The sequence below is a fragment of the Clostridium sp. AF32-12BH genome (assembly GCF_003477935.1).
In the GTDB taxonomy this organism is placed as follows: Bacteria; Bacillota; Clostridia; order Lachnospirales; family Lachnospiraceae; genus Brotaphodocola.
The window spans coordinates 153,237-168,068 of the sequence record NZ_QUEH01000009.1 but is presented as its reverse complement, the minus strand read 5'-3'; the positions used below and the strand labels follow the sequence as shown (position 1 = coordinate 168,068).

15 protein-coding genes and 1 pseudogene are annotated in these 14,832 nt (G+C 46.9%); all 16 read left to right on the top strand.

All coding sequences use genetic code 11. The features are described from left to right. Positions 1-669, top strand: a 669-nt coding sequence (locus DWZ40_RS10995) for an aldolase/citrate lyase family protein (RefSeq protein ID WP_118543084.1), incomplete at its 5' end; no start/stop codon positions are given. Position 670: 1 nt separating this feature from the next. Further along, on the top strand, positions 671-2,233 hold the full coding sequence (citF, locus tag DWZ40_RS10990; RefSeq protein ID WP_118543083.1) for a citrate lyase subunit alpha: 1,563 nt from the start codon (positions 671-673) through the stop codon (positions 2,231-2,233). Between the two features lie 86 nt (positions 2,234-2,319). Next, the gene (locus tag DWZ40_RS10985; protein ID WP_118543082.1) at positions 2,320-3,624 is read left to right on the top strand and encodes a 2-hydroxycarboxylate transporter family protein; all 1,305 of its coding nucleotides are present in this window, start codon (positions 2,320-2,322) and stop codon (positions 3,622-3,624) included. A gap of 367 nt (positions 3,625-3,991) precedes the next feature. Continuing rightward, positions 3,992-5,530 (top strand): YifB family Mg chelatase-like AAA ATPase, encoded by a 1,539-nt coding sequence (locus tag DWZ40_RS10980; protein WP_118543081.1) that lies wholly within the window; start codon positions 3,992-3,994, stop codon positions 5,528-5,530. A 3-nt stretch (positions 5,531-5,533) separates the two neighbouring features. Continuing rightward, positions 5,534-6,667 carry a DNA-processing protein DprA gene (gene dprA / locus DWZ40_RS10975; protein ID WP_243035314.1) on the top strand — a complete coding sequence of 378 codons (1,134 nt, stop codon included), beginning with the start codon at positions 5,534-5,536 and terminating at the stop codon, positions 6,665-6,667. Positions 6,668-6,711: 44 nt separating this feature from the next. Continuing rightward, positions 6,712-8,802 (top strand): type I DNA topoisomerase, encoded by a 2,091-nt coding sequence (topA, locus tag DWZ40_RS10970; protein WP_118543080.1) that lies wholly within the window; start codon positions 6,712-6,714, stop codon positions 8,800-8,802. A 112-nt stretch (positions 8,803-8,914) separates the two neighbouring features. Beyond that, entirely contained in the window at positions 8,915-9,691 is a 777-nt protein-coding gene (gene codY / locus DWZ40_RS10965; RefSeq protein WP_118543079.1) for a GTP-sensing pleiotropic transcriptional regulator CodY, read from the top strand. 216 nt (positions 9,692-9,907) lie between these two features. Beyond that, positions 9,908-10,645, top strand: coding sequence for a 30S ribosomal protein S2 (gene rpsB / locus DWZ40_RS10960; protein ID WP_147561182.1), 738 nt, complete (start codon positions 9,908-9,910; stop codon positions 10,643-10,645). Positions 10,646-10,815: 170 nt separating this feature from the next. Then, positions 10,816-11,754: a translation elongation factor Ts gene (gene tsf / locus DWZ40_RS10955; protein ID WP_118543077.1), complete on the top strand. Its 939-nt coding sequence runs from the start codon at positions 10,816-10,818 to the stop codon at positions 11,752-11,754. Between the two features lie 600 nt (positions 11,755-12,354). Further along, complete coding sequence (locus tag DWZ40_RS10950) at positions 12,355-12,603, top strand: hypothetical protein (RefSeq protein WP_118543076.1); 249 nt, start codon at positions 12,355-12,357, stop codon at positions 12,601-12,603. Positions 12,604-12,639: 36 nt separating this feature from the next. After that, a complete protein-coding gene (locus DWZ40_RS10945) occupies positions 12,640-12,846 on the top strand; it encodes a hypothetical protein (protein WP_118543075.1) in 207 nt (68 codons plus the stop codon). Positions 12,847-13,117: 271 nt separating this feature from the next. Then, entirely contained in the window at positions 13,118-13,498 is a 381-nt protein-coding gene (locus DWZ40_RS10940; protein ID WP_118543096.1) for a DUF2500 domain-containing protein, read from the top strand. Positions 13,499-13,559: 61 nt separating this feature from the next. After that, entirely contained in the window at positions 13,560-14,084 is a 525-nt protein-coding gene (locus tag DWZ40_RS10935; protein ID WP_118543074.1) for a hypothetical protein, read from the top strand. A gap of 50 nt (positions 14,085-14,134) precedes the next feature. Next, entirely contained in the window at positions 14,135-14,383 is a 249-nt protein-coding gene (locus DWZ40_RS10930) for a DUF3781 domain-containing protein (RefSeq protein ID WP_118543073.1), read from the top strand. 21 nt (positions 14,384-14,404) lie between these two features. Then, positions 14,405-14,725 (top strand): TfoX/Sxy family protein, encoded by a 321-nt coding sequence (locus DWZ40_RS10925; RefSeq protein ID WP_117567916.1) that lies wholly within the window; start codon positions 14,405-14,407, stop codon positions 14,723-14,725. 30 nt (positions 14,726-14,755) lie between these two features. Continuing rightward, positions 14,756-14,832: pseudogene (locus DWZ40_RS20085) on the top strand (peptidase S51); the annotation flags it as partial.

The window sequence follows — 14,832 nt, the reverse complement described above, 5'->3', positions numbered from 1 at the left end:
CCGCACTGGAAGGAAGATATCCGTGTCTGCGTAGCAGGCGGTGCTGATACCATCCGTATCGCAAAGACCGAGACTGCACAGGATGTTCATACCGTAGAGGAGCATGTACTGGCAGCCGAGAGAGAGTTCGGCAGACCGGAAGGTTCCACCCTGTTGATGGCAGCTCTGGAGTCCTGCAAAGGTGTTCTGAACGCCCTTGAGGTTTGTAAGTCTTCTGACCGCCTGATCGGTATCGCCCTTTCCGGCGGTGACTACACCAAGGATCTGCAGACCGTGATCACCGGAACCGGTGTGGAGCTGCAGGGAGCAAGACAGCAGATGATCATCGCCGCAAGGGCAGCCGGTGTGCAGTGCTGGGATACCGTGTTCACCAACCTGGATGCTATGGATGTGTTCGAGGAAGAGGTCAAGATGATCAAGATGATGGGCTTCGATGGCAAATCCCTCGTAAACCCGCGTCAGATCGATGTTGTCCATAAAATCTTCACCCCGACCCAGAAGGAGATCATCTTTGCAGAGAAGGTTGTCAAAGAGATCGACGAGAAGAAAGCACAGGGTATCGGCGTATTTACCGTAGACGGCAAGATGATCGACATCGCATTCTACGACGGCGCAAAGAGAACCATTGCCCTGGCAAAAGCCTCAGGCGTATATGAGGGGGATTTATAAGATGATCAATGCAGTAGGAAGAGAAATCCCGGAAGAGGTATTAAAGGCAACCGGTAAGGAAGCATTCAAGGGCGCTTACGCTTACGATAATCACGAGTATAAGAAAGCAGCTCCGAAGGCTCATGCCATGATGGACCCGAACAGAAGCAAGATCGTGGAGAACATTCATGAGGCACTGGTGAAGTGTGAGATCAAAGATGGCATGACCATTTCCTTCCATCATCACTTCCGTGAGGGTGACTATGTGCTAAACATGGTCATGGAAGAAATCCACAAGATGGGCATCAAGGGCATCACCATCTGCGCAAGTTCTTTGGGTAAGGCAAACGACGCGATCGTTCCTTATATCGAAGATGGCACCATCGTTGGCATCCAGTCTTCTGGTGTGCGCGGCAAGATCGGTGAGGCAATCTCCACCGGTAAATTAAGAGATATCGCAATCATGCGTTCCCACGGCGGTCGTGTCAGAGCCATAGAGTCCGGTGAGGTTCATGTTGACATCGCGTTCATCGGAGCACCGACCTGCGATGAGTACGGCAACATGAGAGCAAACGGCGGAAAGAGCGATTGCGGCGTATTATCCTACGCCATGGTAGACGCGCAGTACGCAGACAGAGTCGTGGCGATCACTGACTGTCTCGTTCCGTTCCCGAACATCCCGGCAAGCATCTCCATGACCCAGGTGGATTTCGTCTGCGTAGTAGATGAGATCGGTAATCCGGCCAAGATCGCAACCGGCGCAGCAAAACCGACCACCGATGTCCGTAAGATCATGATGGCAGATTACTGCACCCAGTTCGTGATCAACACTCCGTACTTCAAGGATGGCTTCTCCTATCAGACTGGTGTCGGCGGTGCTTCCATCGCATCCACCATCTCTCTTGGAAAGATCATGGAAGAGCGCGGTATTAAGATGGGACTTGGTCTCGGCGGTATCACCACTCCGATGTGCAGCCTGCTTGCAAAGGGTCTCATCGACAAGATCGTAGATACTCAGGATTTTGATATGGGTGCCATTGAGTCCATCAAGACCAATCCGAACCACATCGAGATCTCCGCATCCGAGTATGCAGATCCGTTCAACAAGGGCGCTTATGTCAATAAGCTTGACTTCGTGATCCTGGCTTCTCTTGAGGTCGACGTAAACTTCAACTGCAACGTGGTTGTAGGCTCTGACGGCATGATCACCGGAGCACAGGGCGGTCATCCGGATACCGCAGCAGGAGCAAAGTGCACCATCGTCATTGCTCCGCTTCTGCAGGGAAGAATCCCGGCTATCTGTACCAATGTAACCACCGTAACCACTCCGGGCGAGACCGTAGATGTTGTCATCACCGATTACGGCATTGCCATCAACCCGCGCAGACAGGATCTGATCGAGTGCATGAAGGATGTGAAGCTTCCGTTCTGCACCATCGAGGAGCTGCGTGACAAGGCATACGCCATCGTAGGTGAGCCGGATCCGGTACAGTTTGGTGACCGCGTGGTTGGTATCATCGAGAGTCGTGACGGTACCGTACTGGATGTTGTCCGCGAGATCAAGGATTATGAGTTTAAAGACTGATTATTATGATATGAACCCGGCGCCGGGAATTGCCGAGTTGATATAAAAGGGGAAACCCAATACACTTACATATGGAGGTATTTGAAATGGCTGAAAACAAAGGGTTTAGTCTGAAAACATTCGGCATGCCGTGGTGGCTTGCCGGAGCAATAGCTGTGATCGTAATCGCAGCAGCAGCAACCGGAGCTCTTTCTGCAGACCTTGCAGGATGCTTCGCACTGATGTTATCTATCGGTTTGATCTGTAATGAGGTTGGTGAACGTATTCCGTTCTGGAACAGCTATATCGGCGGCGGTCTGGTACTGACTTTCCTGGTATCCGCATTCTTGTTCACCTACAACCTGATTCCGCAGAAGTATGCAGACGGCATGATCATGATCATGGATGATGCGGATTTCCTTTCCTTCTTCATTATCTTCCTGATTACCGGTTCCATCCTGGCACTGGACAGAAAGCTTCTGGTTCGTTCCTTCGCAGGATACATTCCGGCAATCTTCGGAGGACTGATCGGTGCAGCTGTATTTGGCTGTGCAGCAGGTCTGGTATTCGGTATCAGCCCGGTTGATATTGTATTAAAATATGTTTGCCCGATCATGGGTGGTGGTAACGGCGCAGGCGCTGTTCCGTTAAGCCAGATTTATGAGACCGTAACCGGTGACCCGGCAGCAAACTATTATTCCTTTGCAATTACCATTTTGACCATTGCAAACATCTTTGCAATCCTCACCGCAGCAATCTTAAAGAAGATCGGTGAGAAGAAGACCAGCTGGACTGGTGATGGTACCCAGCTGATCCGTAAGGGCGGCGACTTCGCTACCGAGGATAAATCTGTCAAAGTTGGCATGAAAGATCTTGGCGGCGCATTCTTCCTGGCAATCGGTTTCTATGCACTGGGCAGACTGTTCGCAAAGACTATCCTTCCGACCATCTTTGGTACCGCAATCCATCAGTTCGCTTACATGATCATCTTCGTTGCAGCAGTAGCAGCAGCTGGTATTGTTCCAGACAACGTACGTGCAGCAGCTAAGAAACTTCAGTCCTTCTTCACCGCAAACCTGATCCTGATTATCATGGTAGGTGTAGGTGTCGATACCAACATTATCGAGCTGGCTAAGGCTATCACTGTTGGTAACGTAGTGATCGCTCTGGCAATCGTAATCGGTGCTATCCTGGGTTCCGCAATCATTGGTTACCTGGTAGGCTTTTTCCCGATCGATTCCGCTATCACCGCTGGTCTTTGCATGGCTAACCGTGGTGGTTCCGGTGACCTGGCAGTACTTGGTGCCTGCGACAGAATGGGCCTGATCGCATATGCACAGTTATCCTCCCGTCTTGGCGGTGGTATCGTATTGATCATTGCAAGTATTCTGTTTGGCGCATTCCTGAAATAGGAAGTTTTGACGGATTTGCGCAATACGTGGGCAGTAATGCTCTGAAAAAATGAAATAGAATAGGAACACAAAAAGGGCAGAATTGGTTTCTGTCCTTTTTGTGTTGCAGGAAATTTCAGAGATATATGTGCATAAGATCTGAACGAATGAAAAATGGAAGCAGGTTTATGAAAACAGATTTTACTGTCAGGCAGAGCTGTGCAAACAGCATCGAATAATGTCAGATTATGCGAAAAAAAACGATGGCTCTTTTTCTATGGTGCAGATATAGTGAAGATGGCACAAGAAAGAAATGTGGTTAAATTCTAAGAAATCTATGTATATTCTTGCAGGAATTCCAAAACAGCATCGGGAAAGGAGATTATCTTTGTTCAGTAAAGTATACAGCGGAGGACTGCGCGGCATTGACGGCTATGTGGTCCAGGTAGAGGCAGACGTCAGTGACGGTCTGCCTGGTTTTTATATGGTAGGGTCACTGGCCTCTGAGGTGAAGGAAGCGGAGGAGCGCGTGCGGACAGCCTTGCGCAATGCAGGATTCCGCCTTTCTTCGAAGAAGATTACAGTGAATCTGTCTCCGGCTAACGTGCGCAAAGAAGGAACGGCGTGCGACCTTCCGGTGGCGGTAGCAGTGCTGGCAGCTTATGGAATTTTAGAACCTTCTTCTTTGAAAGAAACAGGCTTTTTAGGAGAACTAGGTCTGGATGGAAGCATCAAGCCGGTGCGCGGCGTGCTTTCCATGGTGGTTGCCATGGCAGAAAGCGGGATCAGACGCTGTTTTCTGGCAGAAGAAAATGTTGCGGAAGGGGTCGCAGCAGACTGTCTGGACATTGTTCGTATCCGGAGTCTTCAGGAAATTATCGAATTATTAAATGGAACGGGGAAACTCCGGATTGAAAAAGACCAGGGTTTCTGTGCGGCAGATACAAACTATCCGGTAGATTTTAGCGAGGTAAATGGACAACGCCTGATGCGGCGTGCAACGGAGGTGGCGGTGGCAGGAGGACATAATCTTCTTTATATCGGTCCGCCCGGAAGCGGAAAAAGTATGATGGCCAGACGGATTCCGACCATTATGCCGGCACTTTCCCGGGAAGAACAGCTGGAGGTATCCAAGGTTTACAGTATCTGCGGAATGCTGCCGAAAGACCATGCGCTGATCGGGACAAGACCGTACCGGGCGCCGCACCATACGATCAGCGCCCAGGCATTGACCGGCGGTGGACTCTGGCCCAAACCAGGTGAAATATCGCTGGCTTCCCGTGGTGTACTGTTTCTGGATGAATTGGCAGAGTTTGAGAAGCGTACTCTGGAAATATTGCGCCAGCCTCTGGAAGAGCATCAGGTTACGGTATCGCGCGTGAATGGCAGCTTTTCATTTCCGGCGCATTTTATGCTGGCAGCAGCGCTAAATCCGTGTCCGTGTGGCTATTATCCGGACCGTTCCAAATGCAGCTGTACGGAACATCAGGTGCGGCGGTATCTGGGAAAGATATCCAGGCCATTGTTAGACCGGATCGATATCTGCGTCGAGGCGGCTCCGGTTACCTACCGTGATATCCGCACAGAGCAGGTAAATGAATCATCGCAGGAGATCCGCTCACGTATCGAAGCTGCCAGAAAGATCCAGTCAAAACGTTATGCCGGGAGTGGCATTTATACCAACAGTGAGATGGGAATCCGGCAGATCCGTAAATTCTGCAAATTGAAGGAAGAGGACGAGGCTTTTCTGCAGCAGATCTTTTCGCGACTGGGCTTAAGTGCCAGAGGATGCCATAAGATATTGAAAGTAGCTCGGACTTTGGCTGATCTGGAAGGAAAAGAACAGATTGAGCGGGCACATCTTAGAGAGGCGGCAGGTTACCGGGATCTGCAGGAACGTTACTGGGGGAAAGAAGGAGAGGCATAGCGGGTGGAAGAACTGTACGAAAATTTGGCAGAAACAGAAAAACTGGAACAGGAACGACAGGCGCTGTTTTACCTGACCCAGATTCCGGACGTGGGTGCGGTTTCTATCCGAAAGCTGGGAGAATATTTTGGCAGTTTTTCCTGTCTATATAATATAGAAGAAACAGCTTTGCGGGAGTCTGGAATTCTTCGGGAAAAACAGGTTCTGGCATTTTTAAAAGCCGTAGAGCAGAGAGAAAGCATCATAGAACAGTATGGAAAGCTGGCTGAGCGGGGAATCCGCTTTGTCACACCGTTGGATAAGGAGTATCCGTGCCAGCTTTTGCAGATTTACGATTATCCCATGGGGCTGTATGTGCGGGGAAAACTGCCGGTTCCGGAGCAGCCGGTGGTGGCGATTGTCGGAGCCAGGGGCTGTTCGGAGTATGGTCAGAGTCTGGCAGCAATGTTTGCCCAGATGCTGTCCGAAGAAGGAACACAGATCATCAGCGGACTTGCTCTCGGGATTGACGGGGCGGCGCACCGGGGAGCCCTGAAAGCGGGAGCAGATACCTACGGGGTGCTGGGGTGCGGCGTGAATATCTGTTATCCATCTGCACATTATAAGCTGTATGGACAGATGATCGAACATGGAGGGATTATTTCCGAGTTCCCACTGGATACCAGACCGGACCGGATGCATTTTCCAATGCGAAATCGGATCATCAGTGGTCTTGCGGATGCCATTCTGGTTGTGGAAGCAAAAGAAAAGAGTGGTTCCCTCATCACGGCAGAGCTTGGACTGGACCAGGGAAAGGAAATCTTTGCCATTCCTGGGCGGATCACGGATCATTTAAGCGAAGGCTGCAACCGTCTGATCCAGCAGGGGGCACATATGGCAATTTCACCAAATGATATCCTGGAATACCTGGGGGTAAAGTGCCGAAAAAGGTTAATTATTCATGAAAAAAATGTAAATGCACTTGCAAAGCCTGAAAAAATGGTGTATGCTTGCCTAGATTTCAAGGCGAAACATTTGGAAGAAATTTCAGGTAAGTGTGGCATGAGCATCAGCGCGTGTATGGGGATCTTGCTGGAGCTGGAATTGCAGGGCTACGTGTTTCGTGCGGCGAATCATTATTATGGAAAAAAGATCTGAAAACCGCATGCCGGTTTTCCAAGATCCGGTATTTAGGAGTAGCTATGGCAAATAATTTAGTGATTGTGGAGTCTCCTGCAAAGGTGAAAACCATCAAAAAATTCCTTGGTTCCACCTATGAGGTGGATGCTTCCAACGGACATGTGAGAGATTTACCAAAGAGCAGCCTCGGATTTGACGCTGAACATGATTACGAACCGAAATATATTACGATTCGCGGAAAAGGTGACATTCTGGCAAAGCTTCGCAAAGAAGTGAAGAAAGCGGATAAGATCTATCTTGCAACGGACCCGGACCGCGAGGGAGAAGCCATTTCCTGGCATCTCATGAAGGCTTTGAAGCTGGATGAGGCAAAGGACAAAAAGGTTTACCGGATCAGCTTTAACGAGATTACCAAGAACGCGGTAAAAGCATCTTTGAAGGCTCCGCGTGCGATCGATATGAATCTGGTCGATGCCCAGCAGACCAGACGTATGCTGGACCGTATGGTAGGTTACCGCATCAGCCCGCTTTTATGGGCAAAGGTCAAACGTGGCCTGAGTGCCGGACGCGTACAGTCCGTGGCTCTGCGCATGATCTGCGACCGGGAAGAGGAGATTGAGGCTTTTATTCCGGAGGAATACTGGAACCTGGAGGCAGAATTTTCCCAGAAGGGCAGCAAAAAAACTTTAAATGCCAAATTTTATGGCACACGGGATGAGAAGATTGCCATTCACAAAAAAGAAGAGCTGGACCAGATCTTAAAAGCCCTGGAAGGAAAAGAGTACGTTGTGGAAAACGTCAAATACGGTGAGCGCAGCAAAAAGCCGCCGATCCCGTTTACCACCAGTACCTTGCAGCAGGAAGCATCCAAGGTATTAAACTTCTCTACCCAGAAGACGATGCGGATCGCACAGCAGCTTTATGAGGGCGTAGATGTGAAGGGACACGGTACCATTGGTCTGATCACCTACCTGCGTACCGATTCTACCCGAATCGCAGAAGAGGCAGATGCAGCAGCACGCGCATACGTAGAGCATACCTTTGGTGCGGACTATGTATTGCAGCAGGATCAGGCTAAGAAAACCACTGGCAAGATCCAGGATGCGCACGAGGCGATCCGACCGACTGATATCACCCTGACACCGACCATCGTGAAGGAGTCCCTGCAGCGCGACCAGTTCCGCCTGTACCAGCTGATCTGGAAGCGCTTTACTGCAAGCCGTATGCAGCCGGCTGTTTACACTACCACATCCGTGAAAGTGGCAGCAGGTGATTATCTTTTTATCCTGGCGGCATCCAAATTGTCGTTTGATGGCTTTATGTCTGTTTATGTGCAGGAGGATGACAAAGAAGCAGGCAATGCACTCCTTGGAAAGCTGGAGACCGGAGATATCCTGAATCTGGCAGAGTTAAAACCGAGTCAGCATTTTACCCAGCCTCCGGCCCATTATACCGAGGCTTCCCTGGTTAAGGCCATGGAGGAGCAGGGCATCGGCCGTCCGAGTACCTATGCGCCGACCATTACCACGATTTTGGCAAGACGTTACGTGACAAAGGAAAACAAGAACCTTTACGTGACAGAGCTTGGCGAGGCCGTGAACGGTATCATGAAGAAATGTTTCCCGAGTATCGTGGATTTAAGTTTTACCGCAAACATGGAACTGCTTCTGGATAAAGTGGCAGACGGTACCGTAAAGTGGAAGACGATCGTGGAAAACTTCTACCCGGATCTGGACCAGGCAGTCACCACGGCAGAAAAAACTCTGGAGTCCGTCAAGATCGCCGATGAAGTGTCCGATGTGATCTGCGATGTCTGCGGACGGAACATGGTAGTAAAGTATGGCCCGCATGGAAAATTCTTAGCCTGCCCGGGCTTTCCAGATTGCAAAAATACCAAGCCGTATCTGGAAAAGACCGGCGTGGCATGCCCGCAGTGCGGAAAAGATATTGTCATCAAGAAGACCAAGAAGGGAAGACGTTATTACGGCTGCGAAAACAATCCGGAATGCGACTTCATGTCCTGGCAGAAGCCATCTGCAGAGCGTTGTCCGAAATGCGGCAGTTACATGGTAGAGAAGGGAAGCAAGCTTCTCTGTGCCAATGAACAGTGTGGGTACACCACAAATATCAAAGAAAAACAGTCCAATGATTAAATTAATTGAAAATTTCAAAAAACTCTTGTTATTTGTTTAAAGTCGTGCTAATATTTAGATATTGGAGAAGACATTTGAAACGAATATCAATGAATTGAGGAGGTTTTTTGAAATGAGTGTACAGCTTCTTGATAAGACGAGAAAAATCAATAAGTTACTGCATAACAACAATTCCCATAAAGTGGTATTCAACGACATCTGCAAAGTCCTGAGCGAGATCCTTCTTTCCAATATTCTGGTGATCAGTAAGAAAGGAAAAGTTCTTGGCGTAGGTCTTTGCCCCGGTGTAGATGAGATTGAGGAATTGATTGAAGACCAGGTTGGCGGCTTTGTAGACCGTATGCTGAATGAACGGCTGCTCAGCATCCTTTCCACGAAAGAAAACGTAAACCTCGCAACACTTGGCTTCGCAGAAGAGAATGTCAAGAAATATCAGGCCATCATCACCCCGATCGATATTGCGGGAGAGCGTCTTGGTACCCTGTTCATTTACAAGTGTGACGAGCAGTACGACATCGACGATATCATCTTAAGTGAGTACGGCACCACCGTAGTCGGTCTGGAAATGATGCGTTCCGTGAATGAAGAAAACGCAGAAGAGACCAGAAAAGTGCAGATCGTAAAATCTGCCATCAGTACCTTATCCTTCTCCGAACTGGAAGCCATCACCCATATCTTTGAAGAGCTCGACGGCAACGAGGGAATCCTGGTAGCCAGCAAGATTGCAGACCGTGTCGGCATTACCCGTTCCGTGATCGTCAATGCGCTGCGCAAGTTTGAGAGTGCAGGCGTCATTGAATCCCGATCCTCCGGCATGAAGGGAACCTACATTAAGGTCTTAAATGATGTGGTATTCGATGAACTGAAAAATATTAAAATGTCAAAATAAACCGGTATCAGAAAACCAGAAAGGATAAAAGGAACGGAATTTCTCTGTTCTTTTTATCCTTTTTTTGCGAAAAAGTCCTTGTCAAACCATGGCAGTTATGATATCATAGTGGGGCTGACAAAAAACACGTCTGCTGATTCTGACGGTGGTGCCGTATGGTCCCGGAGGAAGCACAAGACGCAGGCGGAAGTAAAAAACCAAATGGAGGAAACAAACATGAGCGTTATTTCTATGAAGCAACTGTTAGAAGCTGGTGTTCATTTCGGACATCAGACCAGAAGATGGAACCCGAAAATGGCTCCGTACATCTATACCGAGCGTAACGGTATCTACATCATCGACTTACAGAAGTCTGTAGGCAAGGTAGACGAGGCTTACAACGCAGTATCCGAGATCGCTGCAAACGGCGGCACCATCCTTTTCGTTGGTACCAAGAAGCAGGCTCAGGACGCTATCAAGACTGAGGCAGAGCGTTGCGGAATGTTCTATGTAAATGAGAGATGGTTAGGCGGTATGCTGACCAACTTCAAGACCATCCAGAGCCGTATCGCAAGACTGAAAGCAATCGAGACCATGGCTGAGGACGGTACTTTCGATGTACTGCCGAAGAAGGAAGTTATCGAGATCAAGAAAGAGTGGGAGAAGCTGGAGAAGAACCTTGGCGGTATCAAAGAGATGAAGAAACTGCCAGACGCTATCTTCATCGTAGATCCGAAGAAGGAGAGAATCTGCGTACAGGAGGCTCATACTCTGGGTATTCCGTTAATCGGTATCGCTGATACCAACTGTGATCCGGAAGAGCTTGACTACGTAATCCCGGGTAACGACGATGCAATCAGAGCCGTTAAATTAATCGTGGCTAAGATGGCAGATGCAGTAATCGAGGCAAACCAGGGTGAGGCTCAGGCTGACTTTGCTGAGGCATTCGAGGCAGAGGAAACTACCGAGGCTTAATCGAACAATAAGGTGCTTCGACCTGCAGGATATGCAGGTCGGAGCATTTTAAGTTTCATGGGAAATTCGTCCTGTGAAAGAAGACGCTCCGCTGAATGCGCATTCGGCGCAAAGGCACATTTTGCGTTACGAAACAAAATTTTTAAAATATAAAATGGAGGGAATTAACAATGGCAGTTACTGCAGCAATGGTAAAAGAGTTAAGAGAAATGACCGGTGCAGGTATGATGGATTGCAAGAAAGCACTTGCAGCTACCGACGGTGATATGGACAAGGCAGTAGAGTTCTTAAGAGAGAAAGGACTTGCTGGCGCAGAGAAGAAGGCTGGCCGTATCGCAGCAGAGGGTATCGTAGCAACCGCTATGACTGACGACGAGAAGAAGGCTGTTGTTGTTGAGGTTAACGCTGAGACCGACTTCGTTGCAAAGAATGCAAAATTCCAGGCTTACGTTGCACAGGTTGCAGCACAGGCTCTGACCACTACCGCAGCAGACATGGATACCTTCATGGCTGAGAAGTGGGCAGCAGACGAGACCCTGACCGTAAAAGAGGCTCTGTCTTCCCAGATCTCCATCATCGGTGAGAACATGAACATCCGTCGTTTCAAACAGGTTGTAGAGGAGAACGGTGTTGTTGTATCCTACATCCATGCTGGCGGCAGAATCGGCGTTTTAGTTGACGTTGAGACCGATGTTGTTAACGATGCTGTAAAAGAGATGGGCAAGAACATCGCTATGCAGATCGCAGCTCTGAATCCGAAGTACACCAGCCGTGACGAGGTTAGCGCTGAGTTCATCGAGCACGAGAAAGGCATCCTGATGGCTCAGATCCAGAACGATCCGAAGGAAGCTTCCAAGCCGGAGAAAGTAATCCAGGGCATGATCCAGGGTCGTATCAACAAAGAGATGAAAGAGATCTGCCTGTTAGACCAGACCTACGTAAAGGCAGAGGATGGCAAGCAGTCCGTAGCTCAGTACGTAGCTCAGGTAGCAAAAGAGAACGGCGCTAAGATCACTGTGAAGGGCTTTGTTCGTTTCGAGACCGGTGAGGGCCTTGAGAAGAAAGAGGAGAACTTTGCAGAGGAAGTTGCAAAGCAGATGGGTAACTAATGCGAATTTCGCATTTGATCCGCTTCTAAAATTGACAGCTTAGTACAATTTAATAGAAGACGATATAAGTCCGGGAATCCAGCGTTTATGCGGGTTTCCGGACTTTTTCTTTGCGCTTTTATTGTGGCAGATGTTATAGAGCGGATAGCATAAGTTGTTACCAGATTTTACACCTTCGTATACAAATTTGTACAGTCGTTGTACAAAACTTGTATCGAGGGGAAAATTGCTAATTTTATAGAAGAGATACTGTCTGGTTTATAGGACATCTAAGCTCTTTTCGAAAAAATGTTTACTATACAAAAATTTGTACACTAAAATAGGTGTACAAAAATAGATTTGTACACCATCGAAAAATGGCTTAAATATGCGGTTTGTAAGAGTTGGCGTTGATACAAAAATGCTTGCTTGTGTGTGAAATTTGTATAGTAAAGGATAACAGAAGCCGCCAGCGGAAGAGATGCTGACGGCTTTCCTATATAATAAAGATACATCCAACCAATTCCACAAAATCACATTGCCTATCTTTACGATCCCTGCTATTCTATATACAAGATACAAAACAAGGACGTGATACTTAATGAAACCAGGCGATATAGCATGCTGCGGAATGGAGAGGTGAATACAACCTATAATGATGATGCGATCTACACACCAGATGTTGTGGTTTTTAAGGATGATCACCGAATGCAGATGCTCCCGGAAAGTCAGCGAATGAGTCTGGATGTAATTACGATTGCAGCCCCAAATCTCCGCCCGAATTCAAACAACAAGTGGAACCCGGAGCCATCCAAGGCAATTGCGGTTAAGCCGATGGAACTACTTGCAATCCATAAAAAACGTGCATAGCGTCTTTTTTTCATAGCAAAGGAGAATGGTGCAGAGGTGCTGATACTCGGAGCTTTTGGATGCGGGGCATTCCAGAATCCGCCGGAGGTTGTGGCACGAGCTTATAAGGAAGTACTGGCAGAGTTTGAATATGATTTTGATACCGTGGAATTTGCCGTGTACTGTCCGAAGCGGGAGCAAACAGTAAATCCGAGTGGAAACAATTATGCGGTGTTTAAGCGGGTACTTGGAAACAGAAAATAGATAGGTGAGAAAAGAAAGAAAAATAATGTTTGGTTTTGTCCCAGATTTTCTCTGAATTTTCTATGAGACAGCACGTATGTGTGGTAGAATAGAAACAGAAAATCCCCCTTGCTGTATGTGTATGGCTGCAAAGCTACAAGGGTGGACAGATGGCGTAACCTGCAACCATGCGCGGGCGATTGCAAAGCGGGGATCATTCCCCGCCGCCATACGAATAAGGTAGAATAGAAGCTGCAAATCGGAAGTTACAGGAGGAGAGTTTATGAATATGATGTTTGATTTATTTGATTTGATTTTTCCAGTTATGTTTTTACTGATATTTGGGATGATCCTATTTACCTTCATAAGTGGAATAAGAACTTGGAATAAAAATAATAATTCTCCCCGTTTAACGGTGGAAGCCAGGGTGGCTGCCAAGCGACAGAATACGACACATCACAACGAGCCGGTTGGAGGAGACACTTCAGGAACTCACGGGTATCATACTACCACCAGCACCTCTTATTATGTTACTTTTGAGGTGGAAAGCGGTGATCGGATGGAATTTTCTGTATATGGAAAAGAGTATGGAATGCTGGCAGAAGGAGACGAAGGAAAGCTGACATTCCAGGGAAGTCGTTATCTGGGATTCGAGAGGGCTATTGAAAAATAGAAGTAGAATTTCAAGTTTGTAGAATTAAGAAAATCGGAACTTGACAAGGAGTTTTGATAGCGTGAAAAAAATATTTCTTAAAATTGTGATAGGGGTTGTTCTTGTTTGTATTTTATTTGTTTGTTTTCTTTATACGAACAATGAGATCGGCGTGACTTCATCTAAGCTGGAGACAGATATTCGTTCGTCGCAGAAGATTAAGGATGATTGGACGGTCGATGGAAGCGTTTCCAGCACGATGGCTGCATATATTTCTTACCCTCAGGATTTGAGTGACCATTCTTTTTCCGTCTATCTCAACCGCCCTGGTCTTTCCTTTGGATACTTTTTCCGTGGGGGTGGAAACCTTTCGGGGGTTCAAAGAGGAATTGCCGAGTACACCGTAGAAGGATATAATGAGCGAGCATTTATTTCTATGAATCAGCAACAGGTAACACAGCTTGAAATAGATGACGGCAACACAATTCATGTGCTTGACATTGACAGCAATAAACCTTTTGCGATTGTTTTGCCTATAAATGCGGGAACCATTACATTCTATGATGTGAATGGCAATACTGTGGAATACTGGAACAATTCTCTTTGACAACTTCCAGTTTTCTTAACTGGATAAATCGGAATTTGAGGAAAAGAAGAATGGAAGATAAAAAAATATTACTCGATAATATTAACAAAATTCATACAACTGAACTGGGAGTTGATAGAATTAAAAGAAATCTAAAAATAGATATAGTAGATGTTGTTGAGTATTGCAAAAATAAGGTGTTGGATGAAAAGTGCCATATATACAAACAAGGTAAAAATTGGTATTGCGAAATTGAAAATGTCAAAATCACTATCAATTCATATAGTTATACAATTATTACAGCACATATTATTAAGTAAATTATAAGTTGAGGTGAAATTATGGCGTCAAGCAAAGAATATTTAGAGTTTATTTTAGGGCAGCTATCTGAGTTAGAAGAAATTACTTATCGAGCTATGATGGGAGAATTTATTATTTATTATCGAGGAAAGATTGTAGGTGGTATCTATGATGATAGATTACTTGTTAAACCAGTAAAATCAGCAATTAGTTATATGCCGACAGCTTCATATGAATTACCCTATGAGGGAGCAAAAGAGATGTTGTTGGTAGATGAAGTTGATAATAAGGGATTTTTGGCAGGTTTGTTTGGTTCTATGTATGACGAACTGCCAGCTCCAAAACCGAAAAAGAAGAAATAAACAAATTCTAATTTATAAAGGAGAATATTGATGAAACTATTTTTATGTTCACATTTTTCAAGTGTAGGAAGTCTGATAAAGGAAGAAATTGAAAATAAGAAAGTCGC

What these genes read in the sequence shown, in the direction of transcription:
- citF (WP_118543083.1), top strand. Translation starts at nt 671, where the DNA reads ATGATCAATGCAGTAGGAAGAGAAATCCCGGAAGAGGTATTAAAGGCA.
- DWZ40_RS10985 (WP_118543082.1), top strand. Translation starts at nt 2,320, where the DNA reads ATGGCTGAAAACAAAGGGTTTAGTCTGAAAACATTCGGCATGCCGTGG.
- topA (WP_118543080.1), top strand. Translation starts at nt 6,712, where the DNA reads ATGGCAAATAATTTAGTGATTGTGGAGTCTCCTGCAAAGGTGAAAACC.
- codY (WP_118543079.1), top strand. Translation starts at nt 8,915, where the DNA reads ATGAGTGTACAGCTTCTTGATAAGACGAGAAAAATCAATAAGTTACTG.
- rpsB (WP_147561182.1), top strand. Translation starts at nt 9,908, where the DNA reads ATGAGCGTTATTTCTATGAAGCAACTGTTAGAAGCTGGTGTTCATTTC.
- tsf (WP_118543077.1), top strand. Translation starts at nt 10,816, where the DNA reads ATGGCAGTTACTGCAGCAATGGTAAAAGAGTTAAGAGAAATGACCGGT.
- DWZ40_RS10950 (WP_118543076.1), top strand. Translation starts at nt 12,355, where the DNA reads ATGCTGCGGAATGGAGAGGTGAATACAACCTATAATGATGATGCGATC.
- DWZ40_RS10940 (WP_118543096.1), top strand. Translation starts at nt 13,118, where the DNA reads ATGTTTGATTTATTTGATTTGATTTTTCCAGTTATGTTTTTACTGATA.
- DWZ40_RS10930 (WP_118543073.1), top strand. Translation starts at nt 14,135, where the DNA reads ATGGAAGATAAAAAAATATTACTCGATAATATTAACAAAATTCATACA.
- DWZ40_RS10925 (WP_117567916.1), top strand. Translation starts at nt 14,405, where the DNA reads ATGGCGTCAAGCAAAGAATATTTAGAGTTTATTTTAGGGCAGCTATCT.